We start from the raw sequence: 15,388 nt of genomic DNA, 5'->3' as shown, positions 1-15,388 counted from the left end.
GCTACGGCCTCCTCATCAGCAGGTCCCGCAGCTCGCGCGTGTGCCGACGGCTGACCTGGAGCTCCTCGCCGCCGACGAGGACGCTCACCGTGCCCGCGTCCAGGCGGAGTTCCCCGACGTGGCGCAGGGCGACCAGATGGCGGCGGTGGATGCGGACGAAGCCGCGGGAGCGCCAGCGGTCCTCCAGCGTGGACAGCGGGATCCGCACGAGGTGGCTGCCCTTGTCGGTGTGCAGCCGGGCGTAGTCGCCCTGGGCCTCGACGTGGGTGATGTCGTCGACGGCGACGAAGCGGGTCACGCCGCCCAGTTCGACGGGTATGTGGTCGGGGTCGGGTTCGTGCACGGGGATGCGGGGCGCGGCGTCGAGGCGTTCGGCGGCGCGGCGGACGGCTTCGGCGAGGCGTTCCTTGCGGACCGGTTTGAGGACGTAGTCGACGGCCTTGAGGTCGAAGGCCTGGACGGCGAAGTCCTCGTGGGCGGTGACGAAGACGACCAGCGGCGGCTTGGCGAAGCCGGTCAGCAGCCGGGCGAGGTCGAGGCCGTCGAGGCCGGGCATGTTGATGTCGAGGAAGACGACGTCGATCGCCTCGGGCCCGTCCGGCCCGGACTCCAGCGCGCGGTTGATGCGGCGCAGCGCCTCGGTGGCGTCACCGGCCCCTTCCACACTGCCGATCCGGGGGTCGGCGCTCAGCAGGTAGAGCAGTTCCTCCAGCGAGGGGCGTTCGTCGTCGACAGCCAGGGCGCGCAGCATGAACCCGGAGTGTAGGAGTAATTCGTACGACTGGACACGTGCACAGGTGGGGTGCCGCCGCTGGATACAGTGCCGACATGAACAGCAGGACCGTCGCCTTCGACGAGCTGGACCGGAAGATCATCACCGCGCTGATGGCAAACGCGCGGACGTCCTTCGCGGAGATCGGTTCGGCGATCGGGCTGTCCTCCACGGCGGTGAAGCGGCGCGTGGACCGGCTGCGGGAGACCGGGGTGATCACCGGGTTCACGGCCACGGTGGAGCCGTCGGCGCTGGGCTGGCGTACGGAGGCGTACGTCGAGGTGTACTGCGAGGGCGCGGCCCCGCCGCGGCGGCTCGCGGAGGTGGTGCGCAACCATCCGGAGATCACCGCGGCGATGACGGTGACCGGGGGCGCGGACGCGCTGCTGCACGTGCGGGCGCGGGACGTGGAGCACTTCGAGGAGGTGCTGGAGCGCATCCGCGTGGAGCCGTTCATCCGGAAGACGATCAGCGTGATGGTGCTGTCCCACCTCATCCCGGAAAGCCCCGAGGCGGGGGCGAGCCAGCCTGCGCCGGAGGCATAGCCGCTAAACGCACCAACCATGCGTTTCACCGGAAGAACACGCAGCGTTCCTGCACAGACACGCAATTCTTGTTGCTTGTCGGGCCTGCCGCCCGTTTTCTACCGTGGTGTCAACCCTCAGTCGACACCGCAGGAAGCGGAGGAACCCCTCTGTGTCCGACCCCCGTGTGCCGCGCCGGCGGCGATTCCTCGTCTGCGAACCCAGACACTTCGCCGTGCAGTACGCGATCAATCCCTGGATGCATCCCGACACCCATGTCGACGTGGACCTCGCGCAGGAGCAGTGGCGGACCCTGATCCGCGCCTACGAGGACCACGGGCACAGCGTCGACGCCGTGGAGCCGGTTGCCGGTCTCCCGGACATGGTCTTCGCGGCGAACTCGGCGGTCGTCGTCGGCGGCCGCGTCTTCGGCTCCCTCTTCCACGCGCCGCAGCGGCGCCCCGAGTCCACGCACTACGACCTGTGGTTCAAGAAGGCGGGCTACGAGGTCCGGCGCCCCGGGTCGGTCTGCGAGGGCGAGGGCGATCTCGTCTGGACGGGCCGGTACGTGCTGGCCGGCACCGGGTTCCGCACGACCCGGGAGGCGCACCGCGAGGTCCAGGAGTTCTTCGGGCACCCGGTGATCAGCCTGACGCTGGTGGACCCGCACTTCTACCACCTGGACACCGCGCTGTTCGTCCTCGACGACTCCGAGGGCGGCAACAACATCGTCTATTACCCCGAGGCCTTTTCGCCGGGCAGCCGCGCGGTACTCGCCCAGCTGTACCCGGACGCGGTGCTCGCGACCCGCGACGACGCGATGGCGTTCGGTCTGAACTCCGTGTCCGACGGCCGGCACGTCTTCATCGCCCCGCAGGCCGAGGCCCTCGCCCTGCGCCTCGACGACCACGGTTATGTCCCCGTCCCCGTCGACCTCTCCGAGTTCCACAAGGCCGGCGGTGGCATCAAGTGCTGCACCCAGGAGATCCGCTCATGACCGCACCCGTAGGCACGCGTTCCTCCGCCGATCTCATCAGCGCCGAGGAACCGGTCCTCGCGCACAACTACCACCCGCTGCCCGTGGTCGTCGCCCGGGCCGAGGGCAGCTGGGTCGAGGACGTGGAGGGCCGCCGCTACCTCGACATGCTGGCCGGGTACTCCGCCCTGAACTTCGGCCACCGCCACCCGGCGCTGATCGAGGCCGCGCACCGGCAGCTGGACCGCCTGACGCTGACCTCCCGGGCCTTCCACAACGACCGCCTCGCCGAGTTCGCGGAGCGCCTGGCCGAGCTGACCGGCCTGGACATGGTGCTGCCGATGAACACCGGCGCGGAGGCGGTGGAGAGCGGCATCAAGGTGGCCCGCAAGTGGGCGTACGAGGTCAAGGGCGTCCCGGCCGACCGGGCGACGATCGTGGTGGCGGCGGAGAACTTCCACGGCCGTACGACGACGATCGTGTCGTTCTCCACCGACGAGACCGCGAGGGCCGGCTTCGGCCCCTTCACCCCGGGTTTCCGGATCGTCCCCTACAACGACCTCGCGGCGCTGGAAGCGGCGATCGACGAGACGACGGCCGCGGTCCTCCTCGAACCCATCCAGGGCGAGGCGGGCGTGGTCATCCCGGACGACGGCTATCTGACCGGCGTCCGCGAGCTCACCCGCCGCAAGGGCTGCCTGTTCATCGCCGACGAGATCCAGTCGGGCCTCGGCCGCACGGGCCGCACGCTGGCCGTCGAGCACGAGGGGGTCGTCCCCGACGTCCTGCTCCTGGGCAAGGCGCTGGGCGGCGGCATCGTCCCGGTCTCGGCGGTGGTCGCCCGCCGGGACGTCCTCGGCGTACTGCGCCCGGGCGAACACGGCTCGACCTTCGGCGGCAACCCGCTGGCGGCGGCGGTGGGCACGGCGGTGGTCGAGCTCCTGGAGACGGGCGAGTTCCAGCGCCGGGCGGCCGAGCTGGGGGCGGTCCTGCGGGACGGTCTGGCGGACCTGGTCGGCAAGGGGGTCGTCGGCTTCCGTGCCCGGGGTCTGTGGGCCGGCGTGGACATCGACCCGTCCCTCGGCACGGGCCGCGAGGTGAGCAAGCTGCTGATGCACGAGGGTGTTCTGGTCAAGGACACCCACGGCTCGACGATCCGCCTGGCACCCCCGCTGACGATCACGGCGGAGGAACTGCGATCGGCACTGGGAGTGCTGGAAGGGGTACTGAGGCGGTAGGTTCACCCGCTTCTCCCCGGCCGCGCACTCCACCACACCGGGTGAAGATGTGACGAAGAGGTGATAGACCACTCTCAGCGACAGAGAGGTCGGCCGTGGGCGCTCAGGAGGAGCACGACACCGCGCGGCACCGGTTCGACGTGGCCGATGCCGCGCCCCTGCTGCTCGACGCCCACGGCACGGTGACCGGCTGGACCAGGGACGCCGAGCGCCTGCTGGACTACCCCGCCACCGAGGCCGTGGGACAGAGCGTCGCGGCCCTTCTCGCCCCCGAGGACGCCCGCCGGCTGCCGGAGATCACCGAGCGCTGCCGGGCCGACGGCAGCTGGGCGGGGCTGCTGACCGCCCTGCACAAACACGGCCGGCCGGTCCCGGTCATGGTCCGGATCACGGTGGCCGAGAACTCCGACGACTCAGACCACTCGGAACGCTGGCTGGTCCTGCTCTCCGAGATGGCGCAGGCACCCGGCTGGGACATGAGCCGCCGCGTCCTGGAACAGATGGTCACCCGGTCGCCCATCGGCATCGCGATCGTGGACACGGACCTGCGCTGCGTGTGGTCCAACCCGGCGCTGGAGCAGTTCGGCAGCGCCCCGGCCCAGCGGCGCCTCGGACTGCGGTTCGCGGAGATCCAGCCGGGTCTGGACGCCGAGGCGATAGAGGCGCAGATGCGGCGCGTGCTGGAGACCGGTGAGCCGATCGTTGAGTACGAGCACGTCGGTCGGGTGCGCTCGGCCCCGCACCGCGAGACCGCGCACACGATGTCGTTCACCAGGATCGACGACGACCGGGGTCACCCGATGGGCGTCTACTACACGGTCGTCGACATCACCGAGCGGCACCGGGCCCGGCAGCGCCTCGCCCTGCTCGACCGGGCCGGCGAGTACATCGGCCGCAGCCTGGACATCCGGCGCACCGCGCAGGAGCTGGCCGACGTGGCCGTACCGGCGCTCGCCGACTACCTCACCGTGGACCTGCTGGAGTCGGTGCTGCGGGGAGCGGAACCCACCGCGGACGTGACACTGCTGCGGGCCGGGCAGCAGTCGGTGAACGAGGGCGTCCCCGAGGCCGTCGTCGAGATCGGCGAGGTGGCCGCCTACCGGCCCGGGTCGCCCCCGCTGCGGTGTCTGGCCGAGGGCACGCCCTGGCGGGAGGAGCGACTGGACCCGCTGGCCGCGGAGTGGGCGACCGGGATCCCGGGCGACCGCCGGGCGACCTTCCTGGAGCTGGGCCTGCACAGCGTGCTGGTCGTGCCGATCCGCGCGCGGGGCGTCACCCTGGGCGTCGCCACCTTCTTCCGCAGGCGCCGCCAGGAACCCTTCGACGAGGACGATCTGAACCTCGCCGAGGACCTCGTCTCCAGGGCCGCCGTCTGCGTCGACAACGCCTGGCGCTACACACGGGAACGCGAGGCGGCGCTCGTCCTGCAGCGCAGTCTGCTCCCCCACCGGCTGCCCGAGCAGGACGCCGTCGAGGTGACCGCCTGCTACCGCCCCGCCGACGAGCTGACCGGCCTCGGCGGGGACTGGTACGACCTCATCCCGCTCTCCGGCGCCCGGGTCGCCCTCGTGGTCGGCGAGGCGCCCGGGCACGGGATCGGCGCCGCCGCGGCCATGGGCCGGCTGCGGACCGCCGTTCGGACGCTGGCGGCGCTGGATCTGCCGCCCGAGGAGGTGCTGGGTCATCTGGACGACCTGGTCGCCCGGGCGGCGCGTGAGGAGGGGGCGGGGCCGGAGACGGAGGACACCGACAGCGCCCGGGGCTCCGGGTGCGTGTACGTCGTCTACGACCCGGTCGACGGGCAGTGCACGATGGCCGCCGCCGGCCATCCCGGGCCCGCCGTGATCCTGCCCGACGGCACGGTCGCCTTCGTGGACCTGCCGCAGGGGCCCTCGCTCGGCGTCGGCGGTCCGCCCTTCGAGTCGGTCGAGGTGGCCCTGGCCGAGGGCAGCACCCTGGCGCTGCACACCGACGGGCTGCTCGCCCGCGGCGAGGAGTGGGCCGTGGACGCGGGCCGCAACCGGCTGCGCGAGGCCCTGGAGAGGCCCGCGTCCTCGCTCGACCTGCGCTGCCGCTCCGTGGTCGACGCCCTGGCCCCGGACCGGCCGTACGACGACGTGGCCCTGCTCATGGCCCGCACCCGGCTGCTGGGCCCCGACCAGGTCGCGGACTGGGACGTGCCCGTCGACCCGGCCCGGGTCGCCGAGGCCCGCAAGACGGCGTCCCGGCAGCTGACGGAGTGGGGCCTGGAGGAGTTCGCCTTCACCACGGAGCTGGTCGTCAGCGAACTGGTCACCAACGCCATCCGCTACGCCGTCGGCCCGATCCGGCTCCGGCTGATCCGTGAGCGGTCCCTGATCTGCGAGGTGTTCGACAGCGGGGACACCGCGCCCCATCTGCGCCATCCGCGCACCACCGACGAGGGCGGCCGGGGACTGCTGCTGGTCTCCCAGTTCGCCCGGCGCTGGGGCACCCGGTTCGTACCCGACGGAAAGATCATCTGGGCCGAGCAGTCCCTCGCGGATCCGCCGGACTGACCGCCGGACCCCGCATACCGTGGGAAAATAGGGCAGTCCCGGCAGGGAGGCGGCAGCCATGAGCGACATACCCAGCGACACCGACTCCATCGACTACCCAGCCGTGTTCCAGGCCCTGCCCGGCATGGTCGCGCTGCTCACGCCCGACCTGGTGTACGCGGACGTCAACGAGGAGTTCCTGCGCACGACCGGGCGCCGGCGCGAACAGGTCGTGGGCCACTACCTCTTCGACGTCTTCCCGGACAACCCGAACGAACCCGCGTCGACCGGCATGCGCAATCTGGCCACCTCCCTGCGCCGGGTGCTGGAGACCGGGGAGCGCGACTCCATGGCCCTGCAGCGCTACGACGTCGAGGCGCCTGGTCGGCCGGGGGCGTGGGAGGAGCGCTACTGGAGCCCCTGCAACGCGCCGGTGCTCGACACGGACGGCAAGGTCCGGCTGCTCGTGCACCGGGTCGAGGAGGTCACCGAGCTGATCCGGGCCCGCGGCGGCCCGAGCACCGGCCAGAACCGCGTCCTGGAGGCCGAGCTCTACACCCGCGCCCGTGAACTCCAGGACGTCAACGACCGCTTGCGGCAGGCCCACGCCCGTGACCGCGAGGTCGCCCTCGCCCTTCAGGACGCCATGCTGCCCACCGGCAGGCAGACCTTGCACCACCGGGCCGCCGTGCGCTACCGGCCGGCGGTCGGCGCGCTGCACGTGTGCGGGGACTGGTACGACCTGGTCGACCTGGTGGGCGGGCACCGCGTCGGTGTCTCGGTCGGTGACGTGGTGGGCCACGGTCTCGCGGCCGCCGGGGTGATGGGGCAGCTGCGCAGCGCCCTGAGCGCCGCCTCCCGGGTCGCCGCGGGGCCCGGTCAGGCCCTGGACGTGCTGGGCCGGTACGCCCATGTCGTCGACGGTGCCGAGTCGGCCACGGCGGTCACCACCTTCATCGACCTCGACCACCGCACCATCACCTACAGCAGCGCGGGGCACCCGCCGCCGATGCTGGTGCACCCCGACGGCCGGGTGGAGTGCCTGGACAGGGCGACCGACCCGCCGCTCGACGCCCGCCCCGATCCGATGCCCCGGCCGCAGGCCGCGACCAGCTTCACCAGCGGCGCCACCCTCGCGCTGTACACCGACGGCCTGGTGGAGCGGCGCCGCGAGGACATCGACACGGGGCTCGCCCGGCTCGCCGACTCCCTCGCCCGGCACCGCGAGGACGACCCCGAGACCCTCGCCGACGCGGTCCTGCTGGAGCTGCTCCCGCCCGGCGGCGCCACGGACGACACGGCGTTGGTGATCGTACGGCTGTGAACAGGCCAAGGTCCGGTGAGACCTCTCCTCGTCCTGTTCCGGGCGTCGCCGCCTGCGCCTACACTGACAGCCCCGCCTCACGCCGGTTGACCAGCCAGAACGCGGAGTTGAGCCGTCCGCCCGACCGAGGAGCGCCCCCTCTTGTTCTACTACCTGCTCAAATACGTGCTGTTGGGGCCGTTGCTGAGACTGGTCTTCCGGCCCCGAATAGAAGGTCTGGAGCACATCCCGGAGTCGGGTGCGGCCATCGTTGCCGGGAACCACCTCTCCTTCTCCGACCACTTCCTGATGCCCGCGGTGCTCAAGCGGCGCATCACCTTCCTGGCGAAGGCCGAGTACTTCACCGGCCCCGGCGTCAAGGGCCGGCTGACCGCCTTCTTCTTCCGCAGCGCCGGGCAGATCCCGGTCGACCGCTCCGGCAAGGAAGCGGGTCAGGCCGCCATCCGCGAGGGGCTCGGTGTGCTGAGCAAGGACGAACTGCTCGGCATCTACCCGGAGGGCACCCGCTCCCACGACGGCCGTCTCTACAAGGGCAAGGTCGGCGTCGCGGTGATGGCGCTCAGGGCGCAGGTTCCGGTCATCCCCTGCGCGATGATCGGCACCTTCGAGGCCCAGCCGCCCGGCAAGGTCATCCCCAACATCCATCCCGTGGTGATCCGCTTCGGCAAGCCGCTGGACTTCTCCCGCTACGCCGGGATGGAGAACGAGAAGGCGATCCTTCGGGCGATCACCGACGAGATCATGTACGCCATCCTGAAGCTGTCCGGCCAGGAGTACGTCGACCAGTACGCGGCCGTGGTGAAGGCCGAGGAGACCGCCGCGGCCAAGGAGCGCAAGTTCCCGCGGCTGCCGTTGGGTTGAGGTCTGCCGTCGGCAGAACCCCCTGGAGGACGAGGGGGTGAGCGCCGTACGGTCGCCGCATGACACGACGTGCTGTGGTGGTCGGAGCGACGGGACAGATCGGGCGGGCGGCCGTGGGCGCGCTGGCCCGGGACGGCTGGGAGGTGACGGCCGTCTCCCGGGGCGGCGGACGGGACGAGAGCTGGCCCGCCGAGGTGCGTACCGCGCGGGCCGACCGGGCCGACGAGGCCGCGCTGGCCGCCGCGGTGGGCGAGGGCTGCGAGGTCCTGGTGGACATGGTCGCCTACGGCCCCGCGCACGCACGGCAGTTGGTGTCGCTGGCCGGCCGTGTGGGCTCGGCCGTGGTGATCTCCAGTGTGTCGGTGTACGAGGACGACAAGGGCCGGGGCTTCGACACCCAGGAGGAGCCGGACGGCTTCCCGGAGTATCCGGTGCCCCTGACCGAGGACCAGCGGACCGTCACGCCGGGCGACACCTCGTACAGCACCCGCAAGGCGGGGCTCGAGCGTGAACTCCTCGCGGCCGGGGAGCGGTTGCCCACCACGCTGCTGCGGGCCGGCGCGATCCACGGACCGCACTGCCGGACACCGCGCGAGCTCTACTTCGTCAAACGCAACCTGGACGGCCGGACCCGGCGCGTTCTCCCCTTCGGCGGCAAGAGCCGCTTCCATACCGCGGGCGTCCACAACATCGCGGAGCTGATCCGGCTCGCGGCCGAGAGGCCGGGGACCCGGGCCCTGAACGCCGTCGATCCGGACGCCCCGACGGTGGCGGAGATCGCCGCCGCGATCGACGCCGTCATGGGCGTGCAGACCGAGACGGTCCTGCTGGACGGGCCGCCACCGTCGTCGGCCGTGGGCGACACTCCGTGGTCGGTGCCGGTGCCAGTCGTCTGCGACATGTCCGCCGCGGAACGGGAGTTGGGCTACCGGGCCGTGGTGCGGTACGCGGACCGGCTGCCGGAGACCGTCGCCTGGATCGAGGCGCAGCTGGCCGGGCGGGACTGGCGGGAGGCGTACCCGAAGATGTTCCAGACGTACGGCGACCTCTTCGACTACGCGGCGGAGGACGCGTATCTCGACTCGCTCGGCGCATGAGAATCAGCGCATGAGAAAAGGCGGCCGGTGGCTCCGGCCGCCTTGCCCCGTGGTGCGTGCTACGTGCTACGTGCTACGGCTTGGGTGTGGCGTGCGGCGCGCACGTCACGTCGGTCTTGTCCAGCTTGCCGGTGAGCAGGTAGGCGTCCACCCGCGGGTTGATGCACGGGTTGACCAGGCCGGTCACACCGTGCGAGCCCGCGTCCTTCTCGGTGATCAGGCGGGAGCCCTTGAAGCGCTTGTGCAGTTCGACGCCGCCGTCGTACGGGGTGGCCGCGTCACGCTCGGACTGCACGATCAGCACGCCGGGCAGCCCCTTGCCGGTCCTGACGTTCACCGGGGTCTGCTGCTTGACCGGCCAGGTGGCGCAGGGCAGGTTCAGCCAGGCGTTGGCCCAGGTCATGAACGGGTACTTCTTGTGGAGCGCGGTGTTGTCGCGGTCCCACTTCTTCCAGCTGGTGGGCCACTTGGCGTCGGTGCACTCGACGGCCGTGTAGACGGCGGTGCCGTTCTCCGAGGAGATGTTGCCCGCGGTGTCGGTGAGGTCCGGGGCGGCCGCGTCGACGAGCGCCTGGGTGTCACCGGCGACGTACTTGCTGAACACCGTCGCGACCGGCACCCACGAGGAGTCGTAGTACGGGGCGCTCTGGAAGAAGCCGATCAGCTCGGCCGGGCCGACGACCCCGCCGATGGGGTTCTTCTTGGCGGTGGCGCGCAGTTCGAGCCACTTCGCCTCGACCGCGGCCCGGGTGGTGCCGAGGTGGAAGGCGGCGTCGTTGGCGGCGACCCAGTCCTCCCAGTCCTTCCAGCGGCCCTCGAAGGCGATGTCCTGGTCGAGGTTGGCCTCGTACCAGACCTTCTCCTTCGACGGGTTGACGACGCTGTCGACGACCATGCGGCGGACGTGGCCCGGGAACATCGTGCCGTAGACGGCGCCGATGTAGGTGCCGTAGGAGACGCCCAGGTAGTTGAGCTTCTTCTCGCCCAGCGCGGCACGGATGACGTCCAGGTCGCGCACGGTGTTGGGCGTGGTCATCTGCTGGAGCATCGCCTTGCCGGTGCGCTCGGCGCAGCCCTCGGCGTACTCACGGGCCAGCTTGCGCTGGGCGCGCTTGTCGGCCTCGGAGTCCGGCACCGGGTCGGCCTTGGGCGCCTTCACGAACTCCTGCGGGTCCATGCAGGAGATGGGCGCGGAGTGGCCGACGCCGCGCGGGTCGAAGCCCACGAAGTCGTACGCCTTGGCCGCGTTGGCCCAGATCGGGTTCTTGTTGGTGACACGGAGCGGGAAGCGCATGCCCGAGCCACCGGGTCCGCCCGGGTTGTAGACGAGGGCGCCCTGGCGCTCCGCCGCGGTGCCGGTGTTGCCGATGTGATCGACGGCGAGCTTGATCTGCTTGCCGTTCGGCTTGGCGTAGTCCAGCGGCACGCTGACCCAGCCGCACTGGACCGGCTTGGCGATCCCCCAGTCGGCGGGGCAGTCCGCCCAGTCGATACCGGCCTTCGCGGCGCGGGCGGCGGCGATCGCGGTGCCGACGGCCTCCCGGTCCTGTCCGTGCCGGGCCGTCGTGTCGGACGTGTTGGCGCCGGACGCGGGTGCCGCGACGGCACCGGATATCAGTGTGGCCGTGATGAGCACTCCGGCCGAACCGAGTGCCGTCGTGCGCCACTTCGGTCTCGTCTCCCTCAAGAGGGATCCCTCCCCGTACGTCGTTTCGAATTCGTACGGGGATCCTCGTCGTTGTGAAGTCTCTGTGAACAGGGTTTGCCGGGCTTCTTTGCCAATCCGATAAACGGAAGAAGCTGTTCGCTCGGCGGACTAGGGGGCGAGCGTCAGCAGCGCCGCGTCCAGCACCCGGCGCAGCAGCAGGGCGTCCGGGGCCACGGCGGTGACGAGCGCGGCGGGTCCGGCGAGCGGCACGACGGCGGCGCCCTCGCCGAGGACCTGCGCCGGGACCGGCTCGTCGGCGAACTCCGGCCGTACGACGAGGAGCTGACCGACCGCCCGGTGCCCCGCGAGCACGGCCGGGCCGTCCCAGCCGCCGGGCGCCCCCGGGCCGCAGGACAGCTCCTGATCGAGCACGGTCCGGCCCGCGACGCGCAGTACGAGCCGGCTGCTGAGCCGCCCGGGCTCCTCCCCCACCCGCCCGAGGACCTGCTCCTCCCGCAGCACGAGCCGGCCCGTCGCCGCGAGGTCGATCCGCGTGGTGACGTACAGGTCACTGCCGCCCGCGGAGATCAACTGCTCGGGCAGCCAGCGCAGTTCGCCGCCGTCGGCGACGGTGAGCCGTACGTCGTAGCGAGCCTCGCCCTTGGTCTGGCCCGGCAGGGCGATGGTGGCGGCGGCCGATCCGACACGCAGCCGGGCGCCTTGCTGGATGTCGGCCGTCACGGTGAAGTGGTCGCCGCCCAGAGGCCCGCTCATCGCGCCGACGAGCATGACCCGCGTCTCGGCGCCGCTCCCCCGGGTCCGCCGCAGCGCCAGTGGCCCGTCGCTCTCCAGTACGGGCAGGGCCGTGCCGCCGCGGCCGTCGTCCCGCGCGACCATCCGCGCGGTGGCCCGCACCCCGGTCACGGCCGCGGTCATGCCGTCCACGCGGCGAGCCGCGCCCGCACCCAGTCGGCGACGGCCGTGACGCCCGCCTCGCTGCGCAGGGACTGGAAGACGACGGGCAGTTCGGCGCGCTGGGCCTTGGCGTCGGCGGCCATCCGCGCGAGGTCGGAGCCGACGTACGGGGCCAGGTCGGTCTTGTTGACGATGAGCAGGTCGGCGGTGGTGACGCCGGGACCGCCCTTCCTGGGGATGTCGTCTCCTCCGGCCACGTCGATGACGAAGATCTGGGCGTCCACCAGGCCCTTGGAGAAGGTGGCGGTGAGGTTGTCGCCGCCGCTCTCCACGAGGATGAGGTCCAGGGGTCCGACCTCGTCCTCCAGGTCCTCGACGGCTTCCAGATTGGCGGAGATGTCGTCCCTGATCGCGGTGTGCGGACAGGCGCCGGTCTCCACCGCGGTGATCCGCTCCGGGGGCAGCACGGCTTCCCTGAGCAGGAACTCGGCGTCCTCGCGGGTGTAGATGTCGTTGGTGACGACGGCGAGGGACAACTCGTCGCGCAGGGCCCGGCAGAGGGCGGCGACGGTGGCGGTCTTGCCGGAGCCGACGGGGCCGCCCAAGCCGATACGCAGGGCTCGGTGGGAGCCGTCGGGTCGGTGGGCGTCGGCGCTTACGGCGGCGGGGCCGTCGTGGTGGTGGTCCAAGTGCATGTACGGCTCCTCTGGTTTCGTGGTCGGGTGCGGGTCAGTGGGGGCTGGTCGCGCCCACGCGGCGGAGCCGCATATCGATGCAGCCCCGCGCCCCTGAGTGGGTCACCTGAGCGCCCCTATGACGCGAACAGGCGTACTGGCCATGCCGCGTGTACCTCCGCTCCGATTTCCAGCAGCGGCGCCGACGCCGACGGCAATGCGTCGACCCCCTCGTCGGTAACCCTCCGCGCTGCCTCCAGCGCCCTATCCGCAACCCGGTCCAACTCCGGTGCCAACCGGGCGAGTACGGCCGTGGCGTCAAAGGGGTCGAGGCTCAGCAGCCGGACCGTCGCACTGGAAGGCCCGCTCACGCTCTCGTACACCGCGCAGTACGCCGCGTCCGCGGCCTCAAGGCCCGCCGCCCGTGCCGCCAGCCCCAACACGACGGGCTGGTGGGCGCCCTTGGGGAACTCCCGTGCCACCGCGTCGAGTTCGTCCGACGGCCAGGTCGCCCGGGCCGCCCGCATCAGCTGTCGCCCCAGTTTCCGCGCGGCGGCCCGCAGAGCGGGCGACGGTGTGCGGGCGTCCGCCGCCGCGTCCAACTCCCGCGGGTCCGCACCGAGTACGGCCGCCGCGGCCAGCGCCGCCGACACCAGCCCCGTGGTGTGCAGCCGGCCCCGGCAGAAGGACTCCAGGCTCTCCGCCCCGGTGATCCGCCCCGCCTTGACGGCCGCCTCGGCCCCGCCGGAGTGTGCGTGGCCCCCGGCGGGGAAGCGGCCGTCGGCCAGGACGAGCAACGCAGCCCTGGACATCAGAAGAGGAAGTAACGCTGGGCCATGGGCAGTTCGGCCGCCGGTGTGGCCTCCACCAGCTCCCCGTCGATGTGCACGGCGAAGCTGTCGGGGTCCACCCGTACGTCGGGCCGCGCGTCGTTCTCCCGCATGTCGGCCTTGGTGACCCCGCGCGTCGACTCGATGGCCACGAACCGCTTCCCGAGCTGGAGCCGCTCCGGAAGCCCGTCGTCTATGGCGAGCGGCGCCACGAAGTTGAAGGAGTTCGAGGAGGGTGCCCGCCCGATCGCCCCGTACATCGGCCGGGGAAGGATCGGCTGCGGGGTCGGGATGGAGGCGTTCGCGTCGCCCATCTGCGCGTAGGCGATCTGCCCGCCCTTGATCACGAGATGCGGCTTGACCCCGAAGAACGCGGGCTCCCAGAGCACCAGGTCGGCCAGCTTGCCCGTCTCCACCGACCCCACCTCGTGCGCGAGCCCCTGAGCGACGGCGGGGTTGATCGTGTACTTGGCGACATAGCGCCGTACGCGGTGGTTGTCCGCCCGGCCGTCGCCCGGCAGGGTGCCCCGGCGTCGCTTCATGACGTGGGCGGTCTGCCAGGTCCGCATGATGACCTCGCCCACGCGCCCCATGGCCTGGGAGTCGGAGGAGATGATCGAGATGGCGCCCAGGTCGTGCAGGATGTCCTCGGCGCCGATGGTCGTGGGGCGGATGCGGGACTCGGCGAAGGCGAGGTCCTCCGGCACCGCCGCGTTGAGGTGGTGGCACACCATCAGCATGTCGAGGTGTTCCTCGGCGGTGTTGACGGTGAACGGCCGGGTCGGGTTGGTCGAGCTCGGCAGCACGTGCGGCTGGGAGACCACGGTCATGATGTCCGGCGCGTGCCCGCCGCCCGCACCCTCGGTGTGGTAGGCGTGGATGCCCCGGCCGGCGATCGCGGCAAGCGTGTCGCCGACGAAACCGGCCTCGTTGAGGGTGTCCGTGTGGATGGCGACCTGGATGCCGGTCCGCTCGGCGACGGTCAGCGAGGCGTCGATGACGGCCGGGGTCGAGCCCCAGTCCTCGTGCAGTTTCAGCCCGAGGGCGCCCCCGCGGATCTGCGACAGCATCGCCTCGTGGGAGACGGTGTTGCCCTTGCCGAGGAAGCCGATGTTGAGGGGGTACTGCTCCATCGCCTCCAGCATCCGGGCGAGGTGCCAGGGGCCGGGGGTGACGGTGGTGGCCTTGGAGCCCTCGGCGGGTCCGGTACCGCCGCCCACCAGGGTGGTCACGCCGGACGCCAGCGCCTCGTCGGCGATCTGCGGGCAGATGAAGTGGACGTGAGCGTCGATGGCGCCCGCGGTCAGGATCCGGCCGTTGCCCGCGATGATCTCGGTCTCGGGGCCGATCACCAGGTCCGGGTGGACCCCGTCCATGGTGTCGGGGTTGCCCGCCTTGCCGATCCCGGTGATCCGGCCGTCACGGATGCCGACGTCGGCCTTGACGACACCCCAGTGGTCGACGACGACCACGCCTGTGATGACGGTGTCGGGGGTGCCTTCTGCGCGCGTGGCACGCGACTGGCCCATCGACTCGCGGATGACCTTGCCGCCGCCGAACACGGCCTCGTCACCGGCGAGCCCGGGGCCGCCGGACCGGTCCTCCTCGACCTCGATCAGCAGATCGGTGTCGGCGAGCCGGATGCGGTCGCCGGTGGTGGGGCCGAACAGGTCGGCGTAGGCGGCACGAGAGATCTCAGGCATCGAGGGCACCTCCGGTCTCCCCGCGCAGACCCGGCACCACGCGGGCGCCGCTGAGCGGGACGAGTTCCACGTCGACCGGGATGCCGGGCTCGAAGCGCACGGCGGTGCCGGCGGCGATGTTCAGCCGCTTGCCGCGGGCCGCGGCCCGGTCGAACTCCAGGCCGGGGTTGGCCTCGGCGAAGTGGTAGTGGGAGCCGACCTGGACGGGCCGGTCGGCGGCGTTGAGGACGGTCAGCCGGGTGACCTCGCGGCCCTCGTTGTAGGCGATCGGCCCGTCGGCGAAGAGGATCTCTCCGGGAATCATCGGTGC

14 protein-coding genes are annotated in these 15,388 nt (G+C 71.8%); 7 read left to right on the top strand and 7 right to left on the bottom strand.

The window, feature by feature from the left end:
• Position 1 precedes the first annotated feature (1 nt).
• Entirely contained in the window at positions 2-751 is a 750-nt protein-coding gene (locus ACGFWE_RS21320) for a LytTR family DNA-binding domain-containing protein (RefSeq protein ID WP_352386949.1), read from the bottom strand.
• 77 nt (positions 752-828) lie between these two features.
• Here ACGFWE_RS21320 and ACGFWE_RS21315 point away from each other — a divergent pair, with 77 nt between their 5' ends.
• The 7 genes from ACGFWE_RS21315 to ACGFWE_RS21285 all read left to right on the top strand — a co-directional run bounded on the left by ACGFWE_RS21315 (position 829) and on the right by ACGFWE_RS21285 (position 9,308).
• The gene (locus ACGFWE_RS21315; protein WP_393600924.1) at positions 829-1,317 is read left to right on the top strand and encodes an Lrp/AsnC family transcriptional regulator; all 489 of its coding nucleotides are present in this window, start codon (positions 829-831) and stop codon (positions 1,315-1,317) included.
• Positions 1,318-1,468: 151 nt separating this feature from the next.
• Positions 1,469-2,293: a dimethylargininase gene (ddaH, locus tag ACGFWE_RS21310; protein WP_393600922.1), complete on the top strand. Its 825-nt coding sequence runs from the start codon at positions 1,469-1,471 to the stop codon at positions 2,291-2,293.
• Positions 2,290-3,510: an ornithine--oxo-acid transaminase gene (rocD, locus tag ACGFWE_RS21305; RefSeq protein WP_393600920.1), complete on the top strand. Its 1,221-nt coding sequence runs from the start codon at positions 2,290-2,292 to the stop codon at positions 3,508-3,510. The genes ddaH and rocD overlap by 4 nt, the downstream gene beginning before the upstream one ends.
• Before the next feature lie 95 nt (positions 3,511-3,605).
• Positions 3,606-6,047 carry a SpoIIE family protein phosphatase gene (locus ACGFWE_RS21300; protein WP_393600918.1) on the top strand — a complete coding sequence of 814 codons (2,442 nt, stop codon included), beginning with the start codon at positions 3,606-3,608 and terminating at the stop codon, positions 6,045-6,047.
• 58 nt (positions 6,048-6,105) lie between these two features.
• On the top strand, positions 6,106-7,350 hold the full coding sequence (locus ACGFWE_RS21295; protein WP_393600916.1) for a PP2C family protein-serine/threonine phosphatase: 1,245 nt from the start codon (positions 6,106-6,108) through the stop codon (positions 7,348-7,350).
• A gap of 141 nt (positions 7,351-7,491) precedes the next feature.
• Complete coding sequence (locus ACGFWE_RS21290) at positions 7,492-8,211, top strand: lysophospholipid acyltransferase family protein (RefSeq protein ID WP_352386961.1); 720 nt, start codon at positions 7,492-7,494, stop codon at positions 8,209-8,211.
• 74 nt (positions 8,212-8,285) lie between these two features.
• The gene (locus ACGFWE_RS21285; RefSeq protein ID WP_352387145.1) at positions 8,286-9,308 is read left to right on the top strand and encodes an NAD(P)-dependent oxidoreductase; all 1,023 of its coding nucleotides are present in this window, start codon (positions 8,286-8,288) and stop codon (positions 9,306-9,308) included.
• Positions 9,309-9,381: 73 nt separating this feature from the next.
• Here ACGFWE_RS21285 and ACGFWE_RS21280 read toward each other — a convergent pair whose 3' ends face one another.
• The 6 genes from ACGFWE_RS21280 to ACGFWE_RS21255 all read right to left on the bottom strand — a co-directional run bounded on the left by ACGFWE_RS21280 (position 9,382) and on the right by ACGFWE_RS21255 (position 15,382).
• The gene (locus ACGFWE_RS21280) at positions 9,382-10,995 is read right to left on the bottom strand and encodes an alpha/beta hydrolase (protein WP_393600914.1); all 1,614 of its coding nucleotides are present in this window, start codon (positions 10,993-10,995) and stop codon (positions 9,382-9,384) included.
• A 129-nt stretch (positions 10,996-11,124) separates the two neighbouring features.
• Positions 11,125-11,892, bottom strand: a complete 768-nt coding sequence (locus tag ACGFWE_RS21275; RefSeq protein WP_352386965.1) for an urease accessory protein UreD — start codon at positions 11,890-11,892, stop codon at positions 11,125-11,127.
• Entirely contained in the window at positions 11,889-12,566 is a 678-nt protein-coding gene (gene ureG / locus ACGFWE_RS21270) for an urease accessory protein UreG (protein WP_352386967.1), read from the bottom strand. Before ureG ends, ACGFWE_RS21275 begins: the two co-directional genes overlap by 4 nt.
• 116 nt (positions 12,567-12,682) lie before the next feature.
• A complete protein-coding gene (locus tag ACGFWE_RS21265) occupies positions 12,683-13,357 on the bottom strand; it encodes an urease accessory protein UreF (RefSeq protein WP_393600911.1) in 675 nt (224 codons plus the stop codon).
• Positions 13,357-15,078, bottom strand: a complete 1,722-nt coding sequence (locus ACGFWE_RS21260; protein ID WP_393600909.1) for an urease subunit alpha — start codon at positions 15,076-15,078, stop codon at positions 13,357-13,359. Before ACGFWE_RS21260 ends, ACGFWE_RS21265 begins: the two co-directional genes overlap by 1 nt.
• Positions 15,071-15,382, bottom strand: a complete 312-nt coding sequence (locus ACGFWE_RS21255) for an urease subunit beta (protein ID WP_393600907.1) — start codon at positions 15,380-15,382, stop codon at positions 15,071-15,073. The genes ACGFWE_RS21260 and ACGFWE_RS21255 overlap by 8 nt, the downstream gene beginning before the upstream one ends.
• Between the last annotated feature and the right edge of the window lie 6 nt (positions 15,383-15,388).

Source organism: Streptomyces sp. NPDC048523, from assembly GCF_043199815.1.
Lineage (GTDB): Bacteria > Actinomycetota > Actinomycetes > Streptomycetales > Streptomycetaceae > Streptomyces.
This window is presented reverse-complemented; position numbering and strand designations above follow the sequence as displayed.

What these genes read in the sequence shown, in the direction of transcription:
- ACGFWE_RS21260 (WP_393600909.1), bottom strand. Translation starts at nt 15,078, where the DNA reads ATGCCTGAGATCTCTCGTGCCGCCTACGCCGACCTGTTCGGCCCCACC.
- ACGFWE_RS21255 (WP_393600907.1), bottom strand. Translation starts at nt 15,382, where the DNA reads ATGATTCCCGGAGAGATCCTCTTCGCCGACGGGCCGATCGCCTACAAC.
- ureG (WP_352386967.1), bottom strand. Translation starts at nt 12,566, where the DNA reads ATGCACTTGGACCACCACCACGACGGCCCCGCCGCCGTAAGCGCCGAC.
- ACGFWE_RS21320 (WP_352386949.1), bottom strand. Translation starts at nt 751, where the DNA reads ATGCTGCGCGCCCTGGCTGTCGACGACGAACGCCCCTCGCTGGAGGAA.
- ACGFWE_RS21315 (WP_393600924.1), top strand. Translation starts at nt 829, where the DNA reads ATGAACAGCAGGACCGTCGCCTTCGACGAGCTGGACCGGAAGATCATC.
- rocD (WP_393600920.1), top strand. Translation starts at nt 2,290, where the DNA reads ATGACCGCACCCGTAGGCACGCGTTCCTCCGCCGATCTCATCAGCGCC.
- ACGFWE_RS21265 (WP_393600911.1), bottom strand. Translation starts at nt 13,357, where the DNA reads ATGTCCAGGGCTGCGTTGCTCGTCCTGGCCGACGGCCGCTTCCCCGCC.
- ACGFWE_RS21295 (WP_393600916.1), top strand. Translation starts at nt 6,106, where the DNA reads ATGAGCGACATACCCAGCGACACCGACTCCATCGACTACCCAGCCGTG.
- ACGFWE_RS21275 (WP_352386965.1), bottom strand. Translation starts at nt 11,892, where the DNA reads ATGACCGCGGCCGTGACCGGGGTGCGGGCCACCGCGCGGATGGTCGCG.